This is a genomic window from Aeromonas sp. 600774, assembly GCF_049175075.1.
Lineage (GTDB): Bacteria > Pseudomonadota > Gammaproteobacteria > Enterobacterales > Aeromonadaceae > Aeromonas > Aeromonas veronii_A.
Genome location: NZ_JAAKUJ010000021.1, coordinates 34,291 through 52,579 on the forward strand (window position 1 = coordinate 34,291; position 18,289 = coordinate 52,579).

Consider the following 18,289-nt stretch of genomic DNA (forward strand, 5'->3'; position numbering starts at 1 on the left):
GAAGGCTGATCGGATGGGGTGGCGATGAAACTGACCCTGCTCTCCCGCTGCATGCGCGCCCTGTTGCCCCGTTGCGTGCGCACCAAAGTGCGCTGGCGCCTGCTGCTGCTCACTTCGGTACCCATCATGCTCACCCTGGTGGGCATGATAGCGCTCACCCTCTACTGGACTCTCACCTACAGCTGGCAGAACCTGCTCACCACGGTGCGCAGCGATCTCGGGGTGGCCCACCACGCCATCACGGTGCAGCAGCAGCGCCAGACCGAGCATCTCGAGCATCTGCGCGATGCCTGGGCTTTTCAACTGCGGCTGCGGGAATCGCCGGATCAGCTGCATGACTGGGTGATGCCGCTGGCGGCCAACTATGGTCTCGATTTTCTGCGCTTGCGCCGCGGCCCCGAGCTGGATCAGCTGACGGCGCAGGAGCGCGCTGCTCTCACGGCCGGACGCAGCGTCAGCCACTTCGTGGTCTGGTCGCAGCAGGAGATGCTCGCTCTCTCCCCGCAACTGGCCAAGCGGGCTGTGTTGTGGCAGCGGGATGGCACCAGGGTGGTGGAGGACAGGGGACTGATCAGCCTGTCACTGACCCCTGTGATGGGCCGCGACGGCTCCCTTTGGGCCGTGCTGGAGGGGGGCGAGCTTGTCAACGGCAGCACCCGGCTGGTGGATGAGCTCAAGGGGCAGGTGTTTGCCAAAAACACCCTGCCGGATGGCAGTGTTGGCACCGTCACCCTGTTTCTCGACGATCTGCGGGTGAGCACCAACGTACCGGTCAGCAGCAGCCGTCAGGTGGGCCGGGCGGTGGGCACCCGGGTCTCGCCGCCAGTGCGCGATCAGGTGCTGGGACGGGGGGAGATGTGGGTTGACCGCGCCTTTGTCCACGACGCCTGGTATGTCTCGGGTTACGAGCCGCTCTTGGGAGCCAGGGGCGAGCGGCTCGGCATGCTCTATGTGGGCTTTCTCGAGTGGCCCATTATCCGCACCTACCTCACCAATCTGGTGGAGCTGGGCTCCGGCGTAGTGCTGCTGTTGCTGCTCTCCGGCCTGCTGGTCTATCGCGGCGCGCGGGATCTCTTCTCCCCCATCGAGCGGATGCACAAGGTGGTGCGGCAGGTGCAGGCCGGGGAGTCGGCCCGTATCGGCCCGCTGGCCCTCGATCCCGATCACGAGCTGGCCCAGCTAGGTCGCCAGTTTGACGCCATGCTGGACAGGCAAGAAGCGCACCAGCAGCAGATGGCCCGCAGCGCTGACGAGCTGGAGCAGAAGGTGGCCGAGCGCACCCAAAGTCTCGAGCTCAAGACTGCGGAGCTGGAAGATCATATCCATATGCTGACCGAGGCGCGCCAGCAGTTGCTGATCAGCGAGAAGCTGGCAGCCCTTGGCGAACTCTCCGCCGGTGTGGCCCACGAGATCAACAACCCGCTAGCGGTGATCCTCGGCAATGTGGAGCTGATGAAGCTGGAGCTGGGAGAGGCGGCCGAGCCGGTCAGCGAGGAGCTGGCGCTGGTGCTGGCCCAGATTGAGCGCATCCGCGCCATCACTCGCAGCCTGCTGCAATATTCGCGCCCCGGCGATTACGAGACGGCGCCGGTGTGGCAGCACCTCAACCCCATCATCGAGGAGAGCCTGACCCTGGTGCGCTCCGCCCTGCGCCAGCAGCAGGTGGAGCTGGTGGCCGATCTCAGGGCCCAGCAGCCCATCGAGGCGGACCGCCAGCAGCTGTTGCAGGTGCTGATCAACCTCTTGGTCAACGCCAGCCACGCGCTGGGAGAGCAGGGGAAGATCCGGGTCGAGAGCCGCGACTGGGTCGATGAACTGGGTCAGCTGCGCGGGGCCGAGGTGCGGGTGATCGACAACGGCAGCGGCATCGAGGCGGCCATTATCGACAAGATCTTCGATCCCTTTTTCACCACCCGCGCCACCGGCACCGGTCTGGGGCTGGCCCTGAGCCACCGCATCATCAGCCGTTGGGGTGGGGAGCTCTTGGTGGACTCCACCCCGGGGCAGGGGAGCTGCTTTACCGTGCGGCTGCGCAGCCACGCCCTGCTGCCCAGCGGTAGCGAGCCTGCGAAACTGGAAGGGTGGCGCATTGCGCTCAATGCCGAGGGGCGTGAGACAAGCGATTGATGCTGTTATAAAAAGGCCCGTGATAAAAACAGCCCGTCAACATGGTTGGCGGGCTGTTTTGTCTGTGGGTGAGTGGTTATTTACTGCGGACTCCACACCAGCTTGCCGCTCTGGGTCAGGTCATAGCCGCCGAGGCGGGCCGCCAGCTCGCGTCCCTCGGGAGATTGCAGCCAGCCGATCAGCTGTTGCAGCAGGGTGCGAAAGAAGACCCCCTGCGGCATCACCAGATCGAAACACTCCTGCGACAGCGGCATAAAGCCGAGGCCAAACTCGGTGGCTGTGCTCTGGGCGCCGGGCCCGACATCCGCATCGCCACGGCTGATGGCGGCGGCCAGCTCCCGCTCGCTATTGACCTCGAGGTTGCGCTCCAGCCGGGTCAGCGACTCCCCCTGGGTTTGCAGCCACTCCTGCAGGGCGCGCTGGCTGCCAGCCCCCTCCTGACGCATGGCCCAGCGCCAGTCGAGCGCCTCTTTCGCCTCCTTGGGTTGCAGCCCTTGCCGCAGCACCAGCCCCTGCACCCGCCTGAATCCATGAACGATCACCCATTGCCGGTGGCCCTGATACTGCTGCACCAGCGCCGGGTGGCGCAGGTGCGCCTCCTCGGCCTGCCCCCAGTGGATGGCGCAGAGATCAACATGGCCGCGCGCCAGCATCGCCAGCCCCTGACGGGTGCCGCAGGGGGTGTAGCCCACCAGTGCCTGGGTGCCGAGCTGCCGGGCCAAGCGGCTGCTGGCGTAGTGCAGCAGCACGTCGTCCGAGCCTGCCAGCAGCAGCCGGTCGTTCATCACCCCCTCGTGGCAACTGCCGAGCAGCCAGCGGTCGAGCAGGGAGCGGGGAAACAGCCACTTGCCGGTCGCCTTGGTGGCGGGGATGCGCGCCTCGTTGGCGAGCTGGTAGACCTTCTTCTCGTTGAGATCGAGGTATTCCGCCACCTGCTTCACGTTCATAAATTCGTTCATTGCTTAGTCCCGCATCCCGCGACCGGCCGAACCGGGCACCAGCACCGGCGGCTTCTCGTCCAGCACCATATGGTCGTGGCCGCTGAATACCTCGAAATGGCGCCCCTTGGCGCGGGCAATCATGGTGATGCCGAGCTGGCGGGCCAGATCCAGCCCCATCTGGGTGACGCCGGAGCGCGACAGCAGCACCGGAATGCCCATCTGCGCCACCTTGATCACCATCTCCGAGGTGAGCCGCCCTGTGGTGTAGAAGATCTTGTCGTGGCCGCTCTCGCCGCGCATCCACAGCTCGCCCGCCAGGGTATCCACCGCATTGTGGCGTCCCACGTCCTCGACAAAGGAGAGGATTTCGCTGCCGCGACAGATGGCGCAGCCATGCACGGCACCCGCCATCTTGTAGGTTTCGTTATGGGCCGACAGCGCCTTGAGCAGGGCGTAGAGGGTGCTCTGTTTAAGCTCGGGCGCCGCCAAGACCACCCCTTCGAGCTTCTTCATCACGCTGCCATACATAGTGCCCTGACCGCAGCCGGAGGTGACCGTCTTCTTCTCCAGTGACTTGTCGAGGTCGTCGGCCTGCTGGCTGCTCACCACGGCGGCGGCCTCGCTCTCCCAGTCGACGATCACCGACTCGATGGCCGTAATATCCTCGATAAAGCCCTGATTTTTCAGATAACCCAGCACCAGCGCCTCGGGGCGGGCCCCCAGCGTCATCAGGGTCACTATCTCCTTCCAGTTGAGGTAGACCGTCAGAGGCCGCTCACAGGCGATTTGGCGGGTGTTCATTGTGCCCTGCTCATCCATCACCTCGACGGCCATGGTGAGCTGGGCTGCGGCATTGCTTTTGATAAAGGTCGGTGTCATGGGCCCCTCGCGACCGGTTGCCGGGATCTAAGGGGAGGGATACAGCAAGTTTTGTTCCAGATATTAAAGGGGCTTTACCAGAGATAGAAAAAAATGGTTGCGATATTTTTCCAACAGATGACAATGTTTGAAGAAACCTGTAGTGATATTAATTTCATTAATGTCTCGGTGTCAGATTTAATTATGGTGTTTACTAATTAAAGAATTTAATTTGCGCTAATTTCTACATGTATTTAAAATTCCTTAAGTTTTAATGTTAAAGTGTGCTGGGGGTGTATATGGGTAAGAAAGAGTTCTTCTTTAGTGTATTAGCTTCAATAGTCGCTGCTTTTATACTAGAAGTGTCTGGAGCAGTTGAGATTTTATCATACATAAATGTTTTGTTGACTATGCCTGTTTGGGGGGTTATTTGTATTGTACTAACACCTATTCTCATTTCAATATATTGGTTTAGGTCGACAAAAACTCCCGAGCATGAAAAAGCCATTAAAGACCTGAAGGAATTAGAGGAAAAATATAATCTATTGGATAGTAGTCTTACAGAATCAAAATTGCATACTTCAGCCATTGAAACAATGTTTAATGAATCTCAACAAAATAAAGCTTCTATCGAGAGCGAGTTACAACATTGGAAAGAAAATGGAGTCATGTTGCTTGATAATGTTGAGATGGAGAAGGTTGTTGATAAGATATTTGGACCAGAAATTGTAGAAATTGATGGTAAGCATTTTATTGGATGCCAATTTAATGGGTCAATAATGAAATTTCGTGGTGTTGGGCCTGTTGGTTTCAGCCATGATACATTCAATGATGTTCGCTGGGTTATGGATAGTCCAGCAGCAAATGCTATTACAATTCTTAAAGCCATGTATCAATCAGGCATGCCGGAAATGATAGACCTAGTTGAAAAAACATTTGAAAACATAAGGGGGGATGAGTTCCGAAAATAAGTGTTTCGTATGTTTGGATAAATCGTAGGTTGGTGCTTCACGAAGTGAAGCCCAATGTTTACCGCGAACATTCTTATCAAGGCAATAATCGGATAATCTGGTGTTATTCGATTATTGCCATTCCCTCTATCAGTCTCTGGTGGATTGATGTTATGCCGCATGTTGGGCTTCGCTGCGCTCTGCACCAACCTACGCCCGCGCCAACCCATATTCCGCATGACAGGCCAACCCGCATTAAAGCCTCCATCCACCACCAAACCGGCCTTGGCCCCACTCTTGCTATGTCTTATCCCATTGATGGCCGTGGCCGCCCTGAATCTCCTGCTGTGATACGCCCCAAACGGGGTGGTTCAAGGGGGAGGGCGGCCCGGCAGAGACCTTCTGATGGGAGCCGTGACAGTGCAAGAGACAACCAAACCCCTCTCCCCGCAGCGCTGGCTGCAACTGGAGTTAAAGGCCATCGACAGCCAGGTTGGCCGCTGGCAGAGCCGCCGTTTCGAGATTGCGGCGCTCCATCCCGCCGAACCTGAGGCTGCCGGTGCCTTGCCCCTTACCCTGTTTCGCGATGAGCGGGGGGATTATCGCTTCAATTTGAGCTCCGGCTCGCCCCGCCTCTTTGTCACCGGAAGCCGCGTGGACAATGGCTTTGTGGCCGATGGTCTGACCCTGAGCCAGACCGTGGCTGCCGCCTATATGGATGGCGAGCGGCAGGTGCTCTCCTGCCCGCTGCCCGAAGCGCTGCAAGCCTGGGTGGAGGCCTTTATCGGCCGTCACGGCGAGCTGCTGGAGGCCCGTCGCAAGGGCAAGAAGGGCAAGGGGCGGGCCCAGGATCAGCTCGGTGTCGATACGGTAGATCAAGCCAGCTGTGGCGCCGTTAAAGCAACCGGCCCCGATGGCCGCGAGCGTGGCAGCGACGCCGGAACCAGTGCCGTAAACAAGGCCGGAAACAGTGCCCATGAGTGAGTTCCTCAAGCGCTGGTCGTCTCGCAAGAGTGAGGCGCGCAAGTATCAGGCATTGCAGCCGAGGGAAGAGGTTAGCCCCGAGGCTGTTGCCGCCCCCATCGAAGGCAGTGGCGAAGCTGAAACTCCAGATTCTGCGCTGGATAGCCCCGTAGTCAGCACTGACAAGGGGAGTTGTGAGCCGCTTGCCGTTGAAGGGGCCGAGAGTAGCGAGCCGCTGCTAACAACAGCCCAGCCGGGCAAGGCCAAACTCCCCGACAGGGAGGCGCTGCGGGCCATGTTTCGCAGCCACAAGCCGGATGGGCTCGACGACTACACCCAGGATTTCAGCCAGCCCGAATTGTTGCCTGCGGCCCTGACCGCCGGGCTGCGCAACTGGTTGGTGGATCAGGTGATCGCCCCGGAGAACGAATCGGCCAATCCGGCCAGCGGGTCTGCTGAACCGGTGGCGGTTGTCAACGAACCTGCCGCCGAGCCGCACGAGCTGGCTGATAACCATTCTCAAACCCACACCGACGTTCGGGACATTTTGGTTTCCTGTGGTGGACAAAATGTCCCAACCAAAGGTGGGGGAATGGAACCCTCAGGATCCTGACTCCCTGTCAGTTACTTTTTTTCCGGGGGAGTTGGCTCGCCTCTTGCTCTCTCGGCTTACCAACAAGCGCCCATCCCATGAGGTGGCGCGCGCAGGAGTGTATGTGAGCACTGAACAAACATTGCCAAATCTGACCCCAAATCTAGCCTCCAATCTTGCCCATGGGGCGGGGGCGGCCGAGCATAACGCGCGCGCTCGCGCCTATGCCCTGCAGCATACGGTCAAGACCGACAACCTGATCCCGGCCACTGTCTCTTACCAGAGTCAGGGGCGTCTGCTGCTGGTCGGCCCGGAGGATCGCATTCGCCGCGCCGCCAGCCTGCTGCCTGCCGGAGTGAAGCCCACTCTACTGGTGACCGAAGCGGTCCATGATGCCGAGGCGGCCGATCTCGAAGCCATTTTTGATGCCACCGCATCCCTCGCGGCCCTGACCCTGCGCGAACCGGGCCTGACAGGGTATCTCGGCCAGTTCCAGCTTACCGGCCTCAATGGGCAGGGTGAGCGGGTTAATCTGGCTGCGCTCTGTTTTCCACAACAAGCGACGGTCGGTATCGAACCGCGTTTCGATCTGGTGGCCGATCTGGGCCGCGCTCCGCTCTTTGCACTGGAGCGCCCACCGGTCGGCTATCTGCATCTGGCCGATGACCAAGGGCTGGCCGAACGGCTCGCCGAGATCTGCGCGCTGACTGGTATCTTCGACAAGCCACGCTATTTTCGCCTCGACCCCGAGGCCTGCGCCTTTACCGCCCGCGGCGTGCCCGGTTGCAGCCGCTGCCTCGATGTCTGCCCGACCGATGCGCTCAAGCCCATCAATGGTCGCATCCAGATCGATCCCCATCTCTGTCAGGGCTTTGGCAGCTGTGCCTCTGCCTGTCCGACCGGGGCGATTGCCTATCATCAGCCCGATGCCAACACCAGCGGCGACTACCTGCTGCGCTTGCTCAAGCACTACCGGGAGGCGGGGGGCGAAGCGCCCCAGCTGCTGATCGCCGGTGAAAACGAGCGCGAATGGGTGGAGGCCGAACTCACCCGCCTGCCTGCCAACTGGCTGCCGATCTGGGTGGAGGAGAGCGCGAGTTTGGGTATCGAGAGCTGGTTTGCCGCCCTCGCCTATGGCGCCAGCGCGGTACGCATTGCGCTGGGTGACGATACCCCCGCAAGTGTCCGTGCGCTGGTTGAGCGGGAGCTGGCCAGCGCCGCCGTGCTGCTGGCGGGCGCCGGTCTCGCTGCCGATCGCATCGCCCTGTTTAACGTTGATGCCGAGCAAGATAAGCCGATCTCCGGCCTGCCAACCGTTGCCCTGCTGGAGAAGCCGCTGACAGGGGACAAACGGGAGAACTTGTTTGCCGCCTTCGATGCCCTCTGGCAGGCCAACGAAGGGCGCAGCGAGCCGCTGGCGGTGCCCCATGGCGCTCCATACGGCAGCGTGGAGCTGAAAGAAGCTGACTGCACCCTCTGCATGGGTTGCGTGGCGGTCTGTCCGAGCCGTGCCCTGCATGCGGTGGGGCACACTCCGGGTCTCAACTTTATCGAGCAGGATTGCATCCAGTGCGGCATGTGTGAAAAGGCGTGCCCCGAGCAGGCCATCGTACTGGTGCCCCGCCTGCAACCCGTGCCCGAGGCGCGCCGCGCCGTACAGAGCCTGAAAGCCGAAGAGGCGGCCTGCTGCATTCGCTGCTCCAAGCCGTTCGCGCCCGCCTCGATGATCCGCCGCATCCAGCAAAAGCTGGCCGGTCACTCTCACTTCCAGAACGAGGCCGCCCAGCGGCTGCTGATGTGCGAGGACTGTCGGGTCAAGGATGTGTTTGCGGCGCTGGCGGCGGATCCCGTCTCCCAGCTCAAGGTGTGAGGGCCAGTGATGAGTGAACAACATAACGAAAAGGCTGGCGAACTGACCATGACCGAACTGGAACAGAGTAGCGCCGATCTCTACGCCCTGCTGGCAAGCCTCTGGCGCGCCGCTCCCCGTGGCGAACAGCTCGCCTGGCTGCAAGGGTTGCAGCCGATGCCGGGCCCCTTTGCCAGAGGGCTGGGGCTGGTGCAGCTGGCGGCCAGTAGCCACCACGAAAACGAGCTTGCCGAGGAGTATCAGGATCTCTTTATCGGGCTGGGGCGCGGGGAGATTGTGCCGTTTGCCTCCTGGTATCTCACCGGCTCATTGATGGAGCTGCCGCTGGCGGTGCTGCGCGCAGATCTGCAGTCCCTCGGTTTCGAGCGCCAGAGCGGAGTGTGTGAGCCGGAAGATCATCTCGCCGCCCTCTGTGAGGTGATGGCGGTACTGATTGGCGAGCAGCACCCGGAGCGCAACCGCTTCTATGAGCGCCACCTTGCCCCCTGGGTACTCGCCTGCTGCCGCGATCAGCAACAGGCGAAAGGGGGCAGCTTCTACCGGGCGGTCGGCGCCCTTGCCGAAGATTTCTTCAAGCTGGAAAACGAATTGCGCCTGCCGTTTGGCGCCTGCGTGGTGCCGGGCTGAGCGCCCCTATCTGCACATAACAAGAGCTGCGCATAACAAAACGAAAAGACGAGATATCCCATTGGACGCGAAGCTGGCGCGCAGGCGCCGGACATTACAAAAACAGAGGTCACAAGAATGAGCGATGAACAGCTGAAAGACCCGTCCCGCCGCAATCTGATCAAGGGAGTTGGCGTGGTCGCCACTATAGGCGTATTGGCCGGTGCCACCGGTCGGGTGGTGGGCAAAGAGGTGCTGACCCACGATACCAAGCCTGACAAGGGCTATCGGGAGACCCCCCATGTTCACGACTTTTATCGCACCCTGCGCGGCACCGACTGAGCCGGATCAGTGAAGGAGAACTCATGAAACTGACAAAATGTGCCGAGCAGCCCCAGGCGGGCGAGCAGGGCAATGAGGCCATTCGCGGTCAGGGGCTGACCCGTCGCGCCTTTATGGTCAACTCGGGTCTGGTGGCCGGTGGCGCCGTGGCCGCCGGTTGGCTGGCCCCTGCCATGATGCAGCGGGCCGAGGCCAAAACCGTAGCGGCCGGGGTGCCGGTCGAGGTGAAGCGCACCATCTGTTCCCACTGCTCGGTGGGTTGCGGCGTTTATGCCGAGGTGCAAAACGGCGTCTGGACCGGTCAGGAGCCAGCTTTCGATCACCCCTTCAACCTTGGCGGTCATTGTGCCAAGGGGGCGGCCCTGCGCGAGCATGGCCACGGTGAGCGTCGCCTCAAGTACCCGATGAAGCTGGTGGGCGGCAAGTGGCAGCGCATCAGCTGGGATCAGGCCATCGAAGAGGTGGGCAACGAGGTGCTGCGCCTTCGCAAGGAGTCCGGCCCCGACAGCGTCTACTGGCTCGGCTCCGCCAAGCACTCCAACGAGCAGGCCTACCTGTTTCGCAAGATGGCGTCGCTTTGGGGCACCAACAACGTGGATCACCAGGCGCGGATCTGCCACTCCACCACGGTCGCTGGGGTCGCCAACACCTGGGGCTACGGCGCCATGACCAACAGCCTGAACGACATGCACAACAGCAAGTCGATCATGTTTATCGGCTCCAACCCGGCGGAGGCCCACCCGGTCGCCATGCAGCACATCCTGCTGGCGAAAGAGCGCAACGGCTGCAAGATCCTGGTGGTCGACCCGCGCCGTACCCGCACCGCCGCCAAGGCGGACATGTACCTCTCCCTGCGTCCGGGCACCGACGTCGCCTTTATCTGGGGCATGCTCTGGCATATCTTCAAGAACGGCTGGGAAGACAAGGAGTTTATCCGCACCCGCGTCTATGGCATGGACGAGGTGCAAAAAGAGGTGGCGCGCTGGACCCCGGCCGAAGTAGAGCGGGTAACCGGCCTCAACGAGCAGCAGGTCTATGGCGCAGCCAAGCTGCTGGCCGACAACCGCCCCGGCTGCGTGGTCTGGTGCATGGGCGGTACCCAGCACACCACCGGCAACAACAACACCCGCGCTTACTGTATCCTCGAACTGGCCCTCGGCAACGTGGGCAAGAGCGGGGCGGGCACCAACATCTTCCGCGGCCACGACAACGTGCAGGGCGCCACTGACTTTGGCGTCACCTCCGATTCCCTGCCCGGCTACTACGGGTTGGAAGAGGGCTCCTGGAAGCACTGGGCCCGGGTATGGGACGTGGATTACGAGTGGATCAAGGCCCGCTTCGACAACAAGGCCTACAACGGCAAGTTGCCGATGAACAACAACGGCATTCCGGTCTCACGCTGGGTGGACGGGGTGCTGGAGAACGCCGATCTCATCGAGCAGGGCTCCAACATCCGCGCCATGTTCTACTGGGGCCATGCGGTCAACTCCCAGACTCGCGGCCCGGAGATGAAGAAGGCGATGCAAAAGCTCGACATGATGGTGATTGTCGACCCGTACCCCACCGTCGCCTCGGTGATGAACGATCGCACCGACGGCGTCTACCTGCTGCCGGCCACCACCCAATTCGAGACCTATGGTTCCGTCACCGCCACCAACCGCTCCATGCAGTGGCGCGACAAGGTGATAGAACCCCTGTTCGAATCCAAGGTGGACCACGAGATTATGTATCTGCTGAGCAAGAAGCTCGGCTTTGCCGATGAGCTGTTCAAGCACATCAAGGTCGAGAACAACCAGCCACTGCTGGAAGACATCACCCGCGAATACAACCGCGGCATGTGGAGCGTGGGCTACACCGGCCAGAGCCCGGAGCGGCTCAAGGCGCACCAGCAGAACTGGCACACCTTCCACAAGACCAACCTCAAGGCCGAGGGCGGCCCGGTCAGTGGCGAAGTGTACGGTCTGCCCTGGCCCTGCTGGGGCACCCCGGAGATGAAGCACCCCGGCAGCCATATCCTCTACGACACCAGTATTCCGGTGTCGGAAGGGGGGGGCGGTTTCCGCGCCCGCTTCGGCATCGAGTATCAGGGCGTCTCGCTGCTCGCCGAAGACTCCTGGCCGAAAGGGAGCGAGGTGGAAGACGGTTATCCCGAGATCACCGCCGACCTGCTGAAGCAGCTCGGCTGGTGGGATGAGCTGACCGAGGCCGAGAAGAAAGAGGCCGAGGGCAAGAACTGGAAGACCGACCTCTCCGGCGGCATCCAGCGGGTCGCCATCAAGCATGGCTTCGTGCCCTACGGCAACGCCAAGGCACGCTGCGTGGTGTGGACCTTCCCGGATCAGGTGCCCAAGCACCGCGAACCGCTCTACACCCCGCGCCGGGACTTGCTGGCCGACTACGCCACCTGGCCCGATGCCAAGAGCCTGTGGCGCCTGCCGACCCAGTACGCCTCGGTGCAGGAGAAGGATGTCAGCAAGGAGTTCCCGATCATCCTCACCTCCGGCCGTCTGGTGGAGTACGAGGGGGGCGGCGACGAGACTCGCTCCAACCCCTGGCTGGCTGAATTGCAGCAGGAGATGTTCGTCGAGATGAATCCGGCGGATGCCAACGATGTCGGCGTGCGCGACGGTCAGGACGTGTGGGTCGAGGGGCCGGAAGGGGGCCGGGTCAAGGTGAAGGCGCTGGTGACCCCGCGGGTCAAACCGGGGCTCGCTTTTATGCCGTTCCACTTCGGCGGCCACTTCGAGGGCAAGGATCTGCGATCCAAATATCCGGAAGGGTCTGATCCCTATGTGCTGGGGGAGTCGGTCAACATAGTCACCACCTATGGCTATGACCCGGTCACCCAGATGCAGGAGACCAAGGTCACCCTGTGCCGTTTTCGCAAAGTAGGAGCCTGATCCCATGGCCAGAATGAAATTCATGTGTGACACCAAGCGCTGCATCGAGTGCAACGGCTGTGTGACGGCGTGCAAGAACGAGAACGACGATGCCCTCGAGTGGGGCATCCAGCGCCGCCGTGTGGTGACCCTCAACGACGGCCTGCCGGGTGAGACCTCCATCTCGGTCGCCTGCATGCACTGCACAGATGCCCCCTGCATGGCGGTCTGTCCGGCCGACTGCTTCTATCACACCGATGACGGCATAGTGCTGCACAACAAGGATCTCTGTATCGGTTGCGGCTACTGCCTGTTTGCCTGCCCGTTCGGGGCTCCCCAGTTCCCGAAGACTGCCGCTTTTGGCGATCGAGGCAAGATGGACAAGTGCACCTTCTGCGCCGGTGGCCCGGAAGAGGATCACAGCGAGGCGGAGCGCCAGAAGTACGGTGCCAACCGTATCGCCGAGGGCAAGCTGCCCATGTGTGCCGAGCTCTGCTCCACCAAGGCGCTGCTGGCGGGGGATGCGCAGGTGATCTCCGATATCTTCCGCGAGCGGGTCGCCTATCGCGGCGCCAAGGACGCGGGCTGGGGCAGCGGTGAGGAGCTGTTCCATGACGCCAGCAAGGCGGGCAAGGGAGGGGCGGCATGAAAACCTGGCTAATGGCCCTGTTTGCCGCCCTGCTGCTGGTGAGTACCGCAAGTTTCGCCGACGCCGAGAAAGAGGCGGTCGGTTTTGCCGGCGCCGACTACTGGCGGGCGGTGAAGGATGGGCAGGAGGGGGTGACCACCTCCCGCTCGCCGGAGCACGGGGTGCTTATCTCGGTGCCGGGTCAGCTCTGGTTCGAGGTGAAGACCAAGTGGGTGTCGCCGCTCGGCGCCATCGCCATCTTCGGCTCCTTGGCCATGTGCGGCCTGATGTACTGGGTGGTGGGGCCGACCAAGCTCTCCAAACCGCGTACCGGGCGCAAGCTCAAGCGCTGGAGCCGGCTGGATCGGGCGCTGCACTGGACCACGGCGGCCATGTTCCTGACCCTCTCCGGGTCAGGGCTGGCCATCATCTATGGCAAGTACTTCATCAAGCCGGTGGTGAGCATGGGGGTGTGGGAGAACTGGATCTGGTTCGCCAAGGTGTTCCACAACTACGTGGGGCCGCTCTTCTTCCTCTGCTTGCTCGGTGTACTCATCAAGTGGTTCCGCCACAACATCGTCAACATGGTGGATGTGCAGTGGTTTATGAAGGCTGGCGGCATGCTGGGGCCCCACAAGGGGAGTCACCCCTCGGCGGGCTTCTCCAACGGCGGCGAGAAGGCGATCTTCTGGCTGCTCATCTGGTTTGGCGGCATAGTCGTGGCGACCGGGCTGTTTCTGGACTTTCCCATCTTCGGCCAGCTGCGCCGTCAGATGGAGTGGGCCAGCTTTATCCATATCGTCGGCGCCTTGATCCTTATCTGCGGTTTTATCTTCCATATCTACATGGGCCTGTTCCAGCTGGAAGGGGCGCTGGAGGGGATGGTGACCGGTGAGGTGGACGAGACCTGGGCCAAGGAGCACCACGACCTCTGGTATGAAGAGGTGAAGCACACCCTCGATGAGCCCAAGGTGGGTAAATCAAGCTGACGGTCGGACAAAGAGTAAAGGGAAGGGGCGCTGCGGCGCCCCTTTTGATGGCAGGTCGATCGTGATGGTAAATTGATTGAGCGATGCCGCAAACGGCGATGGTTTTTTGGGTCACCTTGAGCAACAGTAACAGGGAGTTCCATTCACATAAGGGATGACAAATGATGAGAAAAGCATGGTTGGCCGCGGTATGTGCATCTGCGATCTTCGGTGGTATTGCGGGCGTGGCGCAGGCGGCTGACGGGATCAAGACCCAGCAGGTGCAGTTCAAGAAGGGGGAGTCAGGGGCAACCATCAACGGCACCATTCAGGGTAGCCAGACCCTCGATTACAAGCTGACGGCCAACAAGGGCCAGAGCATGGTGGTGATCCTGACCGGCAAGCCCTACTTCAATATTCTGCCGCCGGGCAGCAAGGGGGAGGCGATGTTTATCGGCTCTACGGAAGGGAACAACTTTGAGGCAACCCTGCCTGCCAAGGGCACCTACACCATTCGGGTCTACCAGATGGGGGCGGCCGAGAGCAGCAAGGCCAAGACGCCGTTCAAGCTGGAGGTGGGTATCAGCGGCTAATGCCAGCAGCTGACAAGCATCACAGAGGTGGCGGCCACAAAGGGCCGCCACCTCTGTTTTATCCTCTCTGTTTTTGCCTCGCCACGGTCAATATTCACCCCGGGCCAGCCGGTCGAAATAGGTTTGATAACGTCCGCTGGCGATGGCCTGCTGCAACTGCTGATTGAACTGATCACGCAGTTTGGCTGAATCCTGCATTTTGCGCGGGAACATCACGAAGCTGTCGTTGCGCAGAAAAGGGGTCTGACTGTGGGTGATGAGTGCCGCGCTGGCGGGATCGAGCTGACTCTGCAACTCGGCCAGACCGACCCGCAGCTCTTGCGGATAGAGGTCGATCCGCCCGCGCAGCAGCTTGCCGAAATTCTGCTTCACGTCGGTGACACGCTGCTGGCTCACTTTGCCGTCGGCCACCATCTTGTCCAGCTCTGGTCCGTAGCTGTAGGCGATATCGCCCCCCAACCGCATGCCAACGATCTGCTCGAGGCGCTCGGCTTGCAGATGTCGTGCTTTGAGGGAGAAGAAGACAAACTGCTCCTGCAGCACCGCTTTGCTGAACAGAAAATCCCGCTCACGTTCCGGCTTGTGCATCCAGACGGCGGTGGCATCGTAGAGCTGGCTGTTGGCTGCCAGCGAATAGACCCGACCCCAGGGGGCGAAGTGGAACTTCACCTCGTAGCCCGCCTCCTTGAACAGATCGCGGATGAGGTGGGCCACTGGCCCGTGCTGTTTTGACTGCTCGGAGACGAAAGGGGGCCATTCACCCACGATGATGTTGAGTTCTCTCCCCTGTGCGGCGAGAGCCGACTGGCAGGCAAGCAGTTGTGACAGGGCAAGGAGCAGTATCAGACGCATGGCGAGAGGAGGCAAAAGCTGGCTGAAAAAGTCGAGGGCATCAGGTCACTCCCGGCTGCGGCATGGTGAAACGTTGCGGAATTGATCGCAATGCTAGCATGAGTCTCATTCCTTGCCGTGGATATTTGTCTCGCTGGGGCCGCCAGGCGCCTATTTTGGCCGCAGGGTATGCCCAAGCTCACAAAACCGATCGAGTAAACGTCATATGATTGATTTCATTATGAGTCTTGCTCTCCTGCCGAACGGCAATTTCACGTAAATCAAAGAGAATGACTATGGCTACCGGACAATATCTGCTGTGGAAAGATGCACAGGGACAGGATTTTCGCCCCGTTGCACTGACCGGCACTGATCTGCTTAACAATCGATACCTCAACAAGGGCACGGCCTTCACCGAACAGGAGCGGGCCGATTTTGATCTCGATGGTTTGCTGCCGCCTCAGGTACAAACCTTTGAAGCCCAGCTCGAGCGAGTGTATGAGGGGTTCAAGAGCGCTTGCAGCGATATCGAGAAGTACCAGAACCTGCGTGCCCTGCAGGATCGCAACGAGACTCTCTTCTATGCCCTGTTGTCACGCCATGTAGAGGAGATGACTCCCTACATCTATACCCCGACTGTGGGCAAGGCGTGTCAGGAGTTCAGCCACCGCTTCCAGAAGCCGCGCGGCCTCTACATCACTCCGGACAACGTGGATGACATGGGCAGTCAGGCCCGCCACTTCGATGCCAAATCGATCCGCATCATAGTCGTCACCGACAGCCAGGGCATTCTGGGGATCGGCGACCAGGGTGTTGGCGGCATGGGGATCCCCATCGGCAAGCTGGCGCTCTATACCCTGGGTGCCGGTATTCACCCCGCCTGCTGCATGCCTATCGCGCTGGATGTGGGCACCGACAACCAGAAACTGCTCGATGATCCCATGTATCTGGGCCGCCCCCACAAGCGTATTCGCGGCAAGGAGTATGAGGAGTTCATCGACAAGTTCGTGCAGGGGGTCAAGCGCCACTTCCCCAATGCCGTGCTCCAGTGGGAAGACTTCAGCAAATCCAATGCCTTCAACAATCTGGCCCGCTACCAGCAGTCACTGCCGTCATTCAACGATGATATTCAGGGCACCGGTGCCGTGGTGCTGGCCGGTATCATAGGCGCGGTCAAGGTCAAGGGGGAGACCCTGGGCCAGCAGAACTATCTGGTCTATGGCGCTGGCGCCGGTGGGGTTGGTGTCGCGGATCAGATCTGCGCGGGGATGATCCGCGAGGGGATGGATCCGCAGGCGGCCCGCGATCGCATCTACATCCTGGATACCCAGGGGCTGGTGTGCGACAACCGGGATGGGCTCGACGAGTACAAGCGCCGCTATGCCAAGCCGGGGCTGCTGCTGGCGGGCTGGGATACCGAGGTGCCCGGCAAGGCCAATCTGGCCGATGTGCTGCGTCATGTGCCCATTACCGTGTTGCTGGGTACCAGTGGCTCGGGCGGCGCCTTCCAGGAAGAACACATCCAGCTGATGCTGCAGCATTGCGAGCGCCCCATGGTGTTCCCGCTCTCCAACCCGACCGCCAACTGTGAAGCGCTGCCGGAGGATATCTACCGCTGGAGCAAGGGCAAGGCGATCGTGGCGACCGGTAGTCCCTTCAAGGATGTGAGCTACGAGGGGCAGGAGTTCAGGGTCGGGCAGGGCAATAATGTCTTTATCTTCCCCGGTGTAGGTCTGGCGGCCATCGTCAGCCAGATCCGCGAGATCACACCCGATGTCTTCACGACCGCCGCCTTTGCGCTGGCCGAGTGCGTGAGTGAGGTGGACCTGGCTAAAGGGGCTGTTTATCCGCGCATTCGCGAGCTGCGCAGCATCTCGGTGCATGTGGCGACCGCCGTGCTCAAGGATATCGTGCGCCGGGATCCCTCCCACCCGCTGATCGGTCAGGATCTGCAGCAGCATATCCTCAACCACATGTGGGAGCCGGTTTACCTGCCCTATCGTCGGGTATAACCGCGTATTCACCGCCCGGATAACGGGTCGGAAAAGATGACAAGGGGGTAGCGCTGCTACCCCCTTTCGTTTATCCCGTGGCATTCACTAAGTTCGCAATGGCCGCCAGCGCCCTTGCTGATTGCGACAGGCGGTATCCTGCCACTGCTGGCTCGCCTTGCCGATATAGAGTTGCTCGCGATAGTCGCGACACCAGTCCCCGCTGGTATGGCGGAAGGTGCGCAGCGGGGTGACGCTACCCGAGTGACGGTTAGCTGGATTGAACCAGGTGAGGCTTTGGCCTTTGGTACGGGTTTCCAGCGCCTTGGCGAGGGCCTGATTGGCCAGTTGAACATCTGCCTTATCCATCTGATGGTAAAGCGGCGGGGTGTCGATCGTGGCGCAGCCAGTGAGGCCGAGCAGGAGGAGTGGTAACAGATATCGCATCATGGTTGCCCCTGTTGGCGAAAGCCGTTGTTGAGCAGCACCCGCTCCTGCTCATCGGTAAGCACTTGCTGGCGATCATCGATCGAGCCATCGCCCCTGAGTTTGTTGCCATTGGCATCGACGGCATCCACACCGTTATCATCGACCGTACCATCGCCCCTGAGCTTGTTGCCGTTGGCATCGACGGCATCCACACCGTTATCATCGACCGTACCATCGCCCCTGAGTTTGTTGCCGTTGGCATCGACGGCATCCACGCCGTTGTCATCGACTGTGCCGTCACCTCTGAGCTTGTTGCCATTGGCATCGACTGCATCCACGCCGTTGTCATCGATGGTGCCGTCACCTCTGAGCTTGTTCTCGTTGGCATCGACGGCATCCACACCGTTGTCATCAACGCCATTGCCAAATCCGCGGCCACCCCCATGGCGTTCTCCCCCTGCATGTTTTTCTCCACCAGCATGCCGTTCACCTCCACCATGCTGCTCTCCGCCGGCATGCTCGCCTTGGCCGCCACTGTCATCGCTGCCCCCATCGCTGCCACCGCCGCTGTTGCTGCCCCCACCGCTGTCGCTGCCACCGCCGCTGTTGCTGCCCCCATCGCTGTCGCTGCCACCGCCGCTGTCGCTGCCTCCGCCGCTGTTGCTGCCTCCGCCGCTGTTGCTGCCTCCGCCGCTGTTGCTGCCTCCGCCGCTGTTGCTGC

16 protein-coding genes and 1 pseudogene are annotated in these 18,289 nt (G+C 61.1%); 12 read left to right on the plus strand and 5 right to left on the minus strand.

Going from position 1 to position 18,289, the window contains the following annotated elements:
- Nucleotides 1–24: 24 nt before the first annotated feature.
- Nucleotides 25–2,127 (plus strand): sensor histidine kinase, encoded by a 2,103-nt coding sequence (locus G5171_RS19465; RefSeq protein ID WP_421260623.1) that lies wholly within the window; start codon nt 25–27, stop codon nt 2,125–2,127.
- Nucleotides 2,128–2,207: 80 nt separating this feature from the next.
- Here the strand turns inward: G5171_RS19465 and G5171_RS19470 are convergent, their stop codons facing one another.
- Together G5171_RS19470 and G5171_RS19475 are read right to left on the minus strand one after the other, a co-directional pair.
- On the minus strand, nt 2,208–3,074 hold the full coding sequence (locus G5171_RS19470; protein ID WP_421260629.1) for a substrate-binding domain-containing protein: 867 nt from the start codon (nt 3,072–3,074) through the stop codon (nt 2,208–2,210).
- A gap of 15 nt (nt 3,075–3,089) precedes the next feature.
- The gene (locus G5171_RS19475; RefSeq protein WP_219264275.1) at nt 3,090–3,947 is read right to left on the minus strand and encodes a formate dehydrogenase accessory sulfurtransferase FdhD; all 858 of its coding nucleotides are present in this window, start codon (nt 3,945–3,947) and stop codon (nt 3,090–3,092) included.
- A gap of 278 nt (nt 3,948–4,225) precedes the next feature.
- Between G5171_RS19475 and G5171_RS19480 the strand changes: the two genes are divergently transcribed.
- The 10 genes from G5171_RS19480 (at nt 4,226) to G5171_RS19525 (ending at nt 14,317) form a co-directional block, all read left to right on the plus strand.
- The gene (locus G5171_RS19480; RefSeq protein WP_421205479.1) at nt 4,226–4,897 is read left to right on the plus strand and encodes a hypothetical protein; all 672 of its coding nucleotides are present in this window, start codon (nt 4,226–4,228) and stop codon (nt 4,895–4,897) included.
- A gap of 384 nt (nt 4,898–5,281) precedes the next feature.
- Nucleotides 5,282–5,860 carry a DUF3305 domain-containing protein gene (locus tag G5171_RS19485; protein ID WP_421260624.1) on the plus strand — a complete coding sequence of 193 codons (579 nt, stop codon included), beginning with the start codon at nt 5,282–5,284 and terminating at the stop codon, nt 5,858–5,860.
- Nucleotides 5,853–6,452 carry a DUF3306 domain-containing protein gene (locus G5171_RS19490; protein ID WP_421260625.1) on the plus strand — a complete coding sequence of 200 codons (600 nt, stop codon included), beginning with the start codon at nt 5,853–5,855 and terminating at the stop codon, nt 6,450–6,452. Before G5171_RS19485 ends, G5171_RS19490 begins: the two co-directional genes overlap by 8 nt.
- A 103-nt stretch (nt 6,453–6,555) precedes the next feature.
- Nucleotides 6,556–8,301: a 4Fe-4S binding protein gene (locus tag G5171_RS19495; RefSeq protein ID WP_421260626.1), complete on the plus strand. Its 1,746-nt coding sequence runs from the start codon at nt 6,556–6,558 to the stop codon at nt 8,299–8,301.
- 9 nt (nt 8,302–8,310) lie between these two features.
- A complete protein-coding gene (locus tag G5171_RS19500) occupies nt 8,311–8,928 on the plus strand; it encodes a TorD/DmsD family molecular chaperone (protein WP_058058400.1) in 618 nt (205 codons plus the stop codon).
- A gap of 117 nt (nt 8,929–9,045) precedes the next feature.
- Complete coding sequence (locus G5171_RS19505) at nt 9,046–9,249, plus strand: transcriptional initiation protein Tat (protein WP_042054479.1); 204 nt, start codon at nt 9,046–9,048, stop codon at nt 9,247–9,249.
- A gap of 23 nt (nt 9,250–9,272) precedes the next feature.
- Nucleotides 9,273–12,149, plus strand: a complete 2,877-nt coding sequence (locus G5171_RS19510) for a formate dehydrogenase subunit alpha (RefSeq protein ID WP_421260627.1) — start codon at nt 9,273–9,275, stop codon at nt 12,147–12,149.
- Between the two features lie 4 nt (nt 12,150–12,153).
- Nucleotides 12,154–12,777 (plus strand): formate dehydrogenase FDH3 subunit beta, encoded by a 624-nt coding sequence (gene fdh3B / locus G5171_RS19515; protein WP_043556381.1) that lies wholly within the window; start codon nt 12,154–12,156, stop codon nt 12,775–12,777.
- Nucleotides 12,774–13,745 (plus strand): formate dehydrogenase subunit gamma, encoded by a 972-nt coding sequence (locus G5171_RS19520; protein WP_421250483.1) that lies wholly within the window; start codon nt 12,774–12,776, stop codon nt 13,743–13,745. The genes fdh3B and G5171_RS19520 overlap by 4 nt, the downstream gene beginning before the upstream one ends.
- A gap of 161 nt (nt 13,746–13,906) precedes the next feature.
- Nucleotides 13,907–14,317 (plus strand): DNA breaking-rejoining protein, encoded by a 411-nt coding sequence (locus tag G5171_RS19525; RefSeq protein ID WP_421250482.1) that lies wholly within the window; start codon nt 13,907–13,909, stop codon nt 14,315–14,317.
- 87 nt (nt 14,318–14,404) lie between these two features.
- On the opposite strand, the gene G5171_RS19530 is transcribed toward G5171_RS19525, so the two are convergent.
- Complete coding sequence (locus G5171_RS19530) at nt 14,405–15,169, minus strand: substrate-binding periplasmic protein (RefSeq protein ID WP_270818027.1); 765 nt, start codon at nt 15,167–15,169, stop codon at nt 14,405–14,407.
- A gap of 275 nt (nt 15,170–15,444) precedes the next feature.
- Here G5171_RS19530 and G5171_RS19535 point away from each other — a divergent pair, with 275 nt between their 5' ends.
- Nucleotides 15,445–17,160 carry an NAD-dependent malic enzyme gene (locus tag G5171_RS19535; protein ID WP_058055721.1) on the plus strand — a complete coding sequence of 572 codons (1,716 nt, stop codon included), beginning with the start codon at nt 15,445–15,447 and terminating at the stop codon, nt 17,158–17,160.
- 87 nt (nt 17,161–17,247) lie between these two features.
- Here G5171_RS19535 and G5171_RS19540 read toward each other — a convergent pair whose 3' ends face one another.
- Nucleotides 17,248–17,589 carry an RT0821/Lpp0805 family surface protein gene (locus G5171_RS19540; protein WP_421260628.1) on the minus strand — a complete coding sequence of 114 codons (342 nt, stop codon included), beginning with the start codon at nt 17,587–17,589 and terminating at the stop codon, nt 17,248–17,250.
- Nucleotides 17,586–18,289: pseudogene (locus G5171_RS19545) on the minus strand (hypothetical protein); the annotation flags it as partial. The pseudogene G5171_RS19545 and the gene G5171_RS19540, both read right to left, overlap by 4 nt.

Excerpts from the sequence above, each read along its gene's own strand:
- G5171_RS19465 (WP_421260623.1), top strand. The coding sequence starts at position 25 with ATGAAACTGACCCTGCTCTCCCGCTGCATGCGCGCCCTGTTGCCCCGT.
- G5171_RS19470 (WP_421260629.1), bottom strand. The coding sequence starts at position 3,074 with ATGAACGTGAAGCAGGTGGCGGAATACCTCGATCTCAACGAGAAGAAG.
- G5171_RS19475 (WP_219264275.1), bottom strand. The coding sequence starts at position 3,947 with ATGACACCGACCTTTATCAAAAGCAATGCCGCAGCCCAGCTCACCATG.
- G5171_RS19480 (WP_421205479.1), top strand. The coding sequence starts at position 4,226 with ATGGGTAAGAAAGAGTTCTTCTTTAGTGTATTAGCTTCAATAGTCGCT.
- G5171_RS19485 (WP_421260624.1), top strand. The coding sequence starts at position 5,282 with ATGGGAGCCGTGACAGTGCAAGAGACAACCAAACCCCTCTCCCCGCAG.
- G5171_RS19490 (WP_421260625.1), top strand. The coding sequence starts at position 5,853 with ATGAGTGAGTTCCTCAAGCGCTGGTCGTCTCGCAAGAGTGAGGCGCGC.
- G5171_RS19500 (WP_058058400.1), top strand. The coding sequence starts at position 8,311 with ATGAGTGAACAACATAACGAAAAGGCTGGCGAACTGACCATGACCGAA.
- G5171_RS19505 (WP_042054479.1), top strand. The coding sequence starts at position 9,046 with ATGAGCGATGAACAGCTGAAAGACCCGTCCCGCCGCAATCTGATCAAG.
- G5171_RS19510 (WP_421260627.1), top strand. The coding sequence starts at position 9,273 with ATGAAACTGACAAAATGTGCCGAGCAGCCCCAGGCGGGCGAGCAGGGC.
- fdh3B (WP_043556381.1), top strand. The coding sequence starts at position 12,154 with ATGGCCAGAATGAAATTCATGTGTGACACCAAGCGCTGCATCGAGTGC.
- G5171_RS19520 (WP_421250483.1), top strand. The coding sequence starts at position 12,774 with ATGAAAACCTGGCTAATGGCCCTGTTTGCCGCCCTGCTGCTGGTGAGT.
- G5171_RS19525 (WP_421250482.1), top strand. The coding sequence starts at position 13,907 with ATGATGAGAAAAGCATGGTTGGCCGCGGTATGTGCATCTGCGATCTTC.
- G5171_RS19530 (WP_270818027.1), bottom strand. The coding sequence starts at position 15,169 with ATGCGTCTGATACTGCTCCTTGCCCTGTCACAACTGCTTGCCTGCCAG.
- G5171_RS19535 (WP_058055721.1), top strand. The coding sequence starts at position 15,445 with ATGGCTACCGGACAATATCTGCTGTGGAAAGATGCACAGGGACAGGAT.
- G5171_RS19540 (WP_421260628.1), bottom strand. The coding sequence starts at position 17,589 with ATGATGCGATATCTGTTACCACTCCTCCTGCTCGGCCTCACTGGCTGC.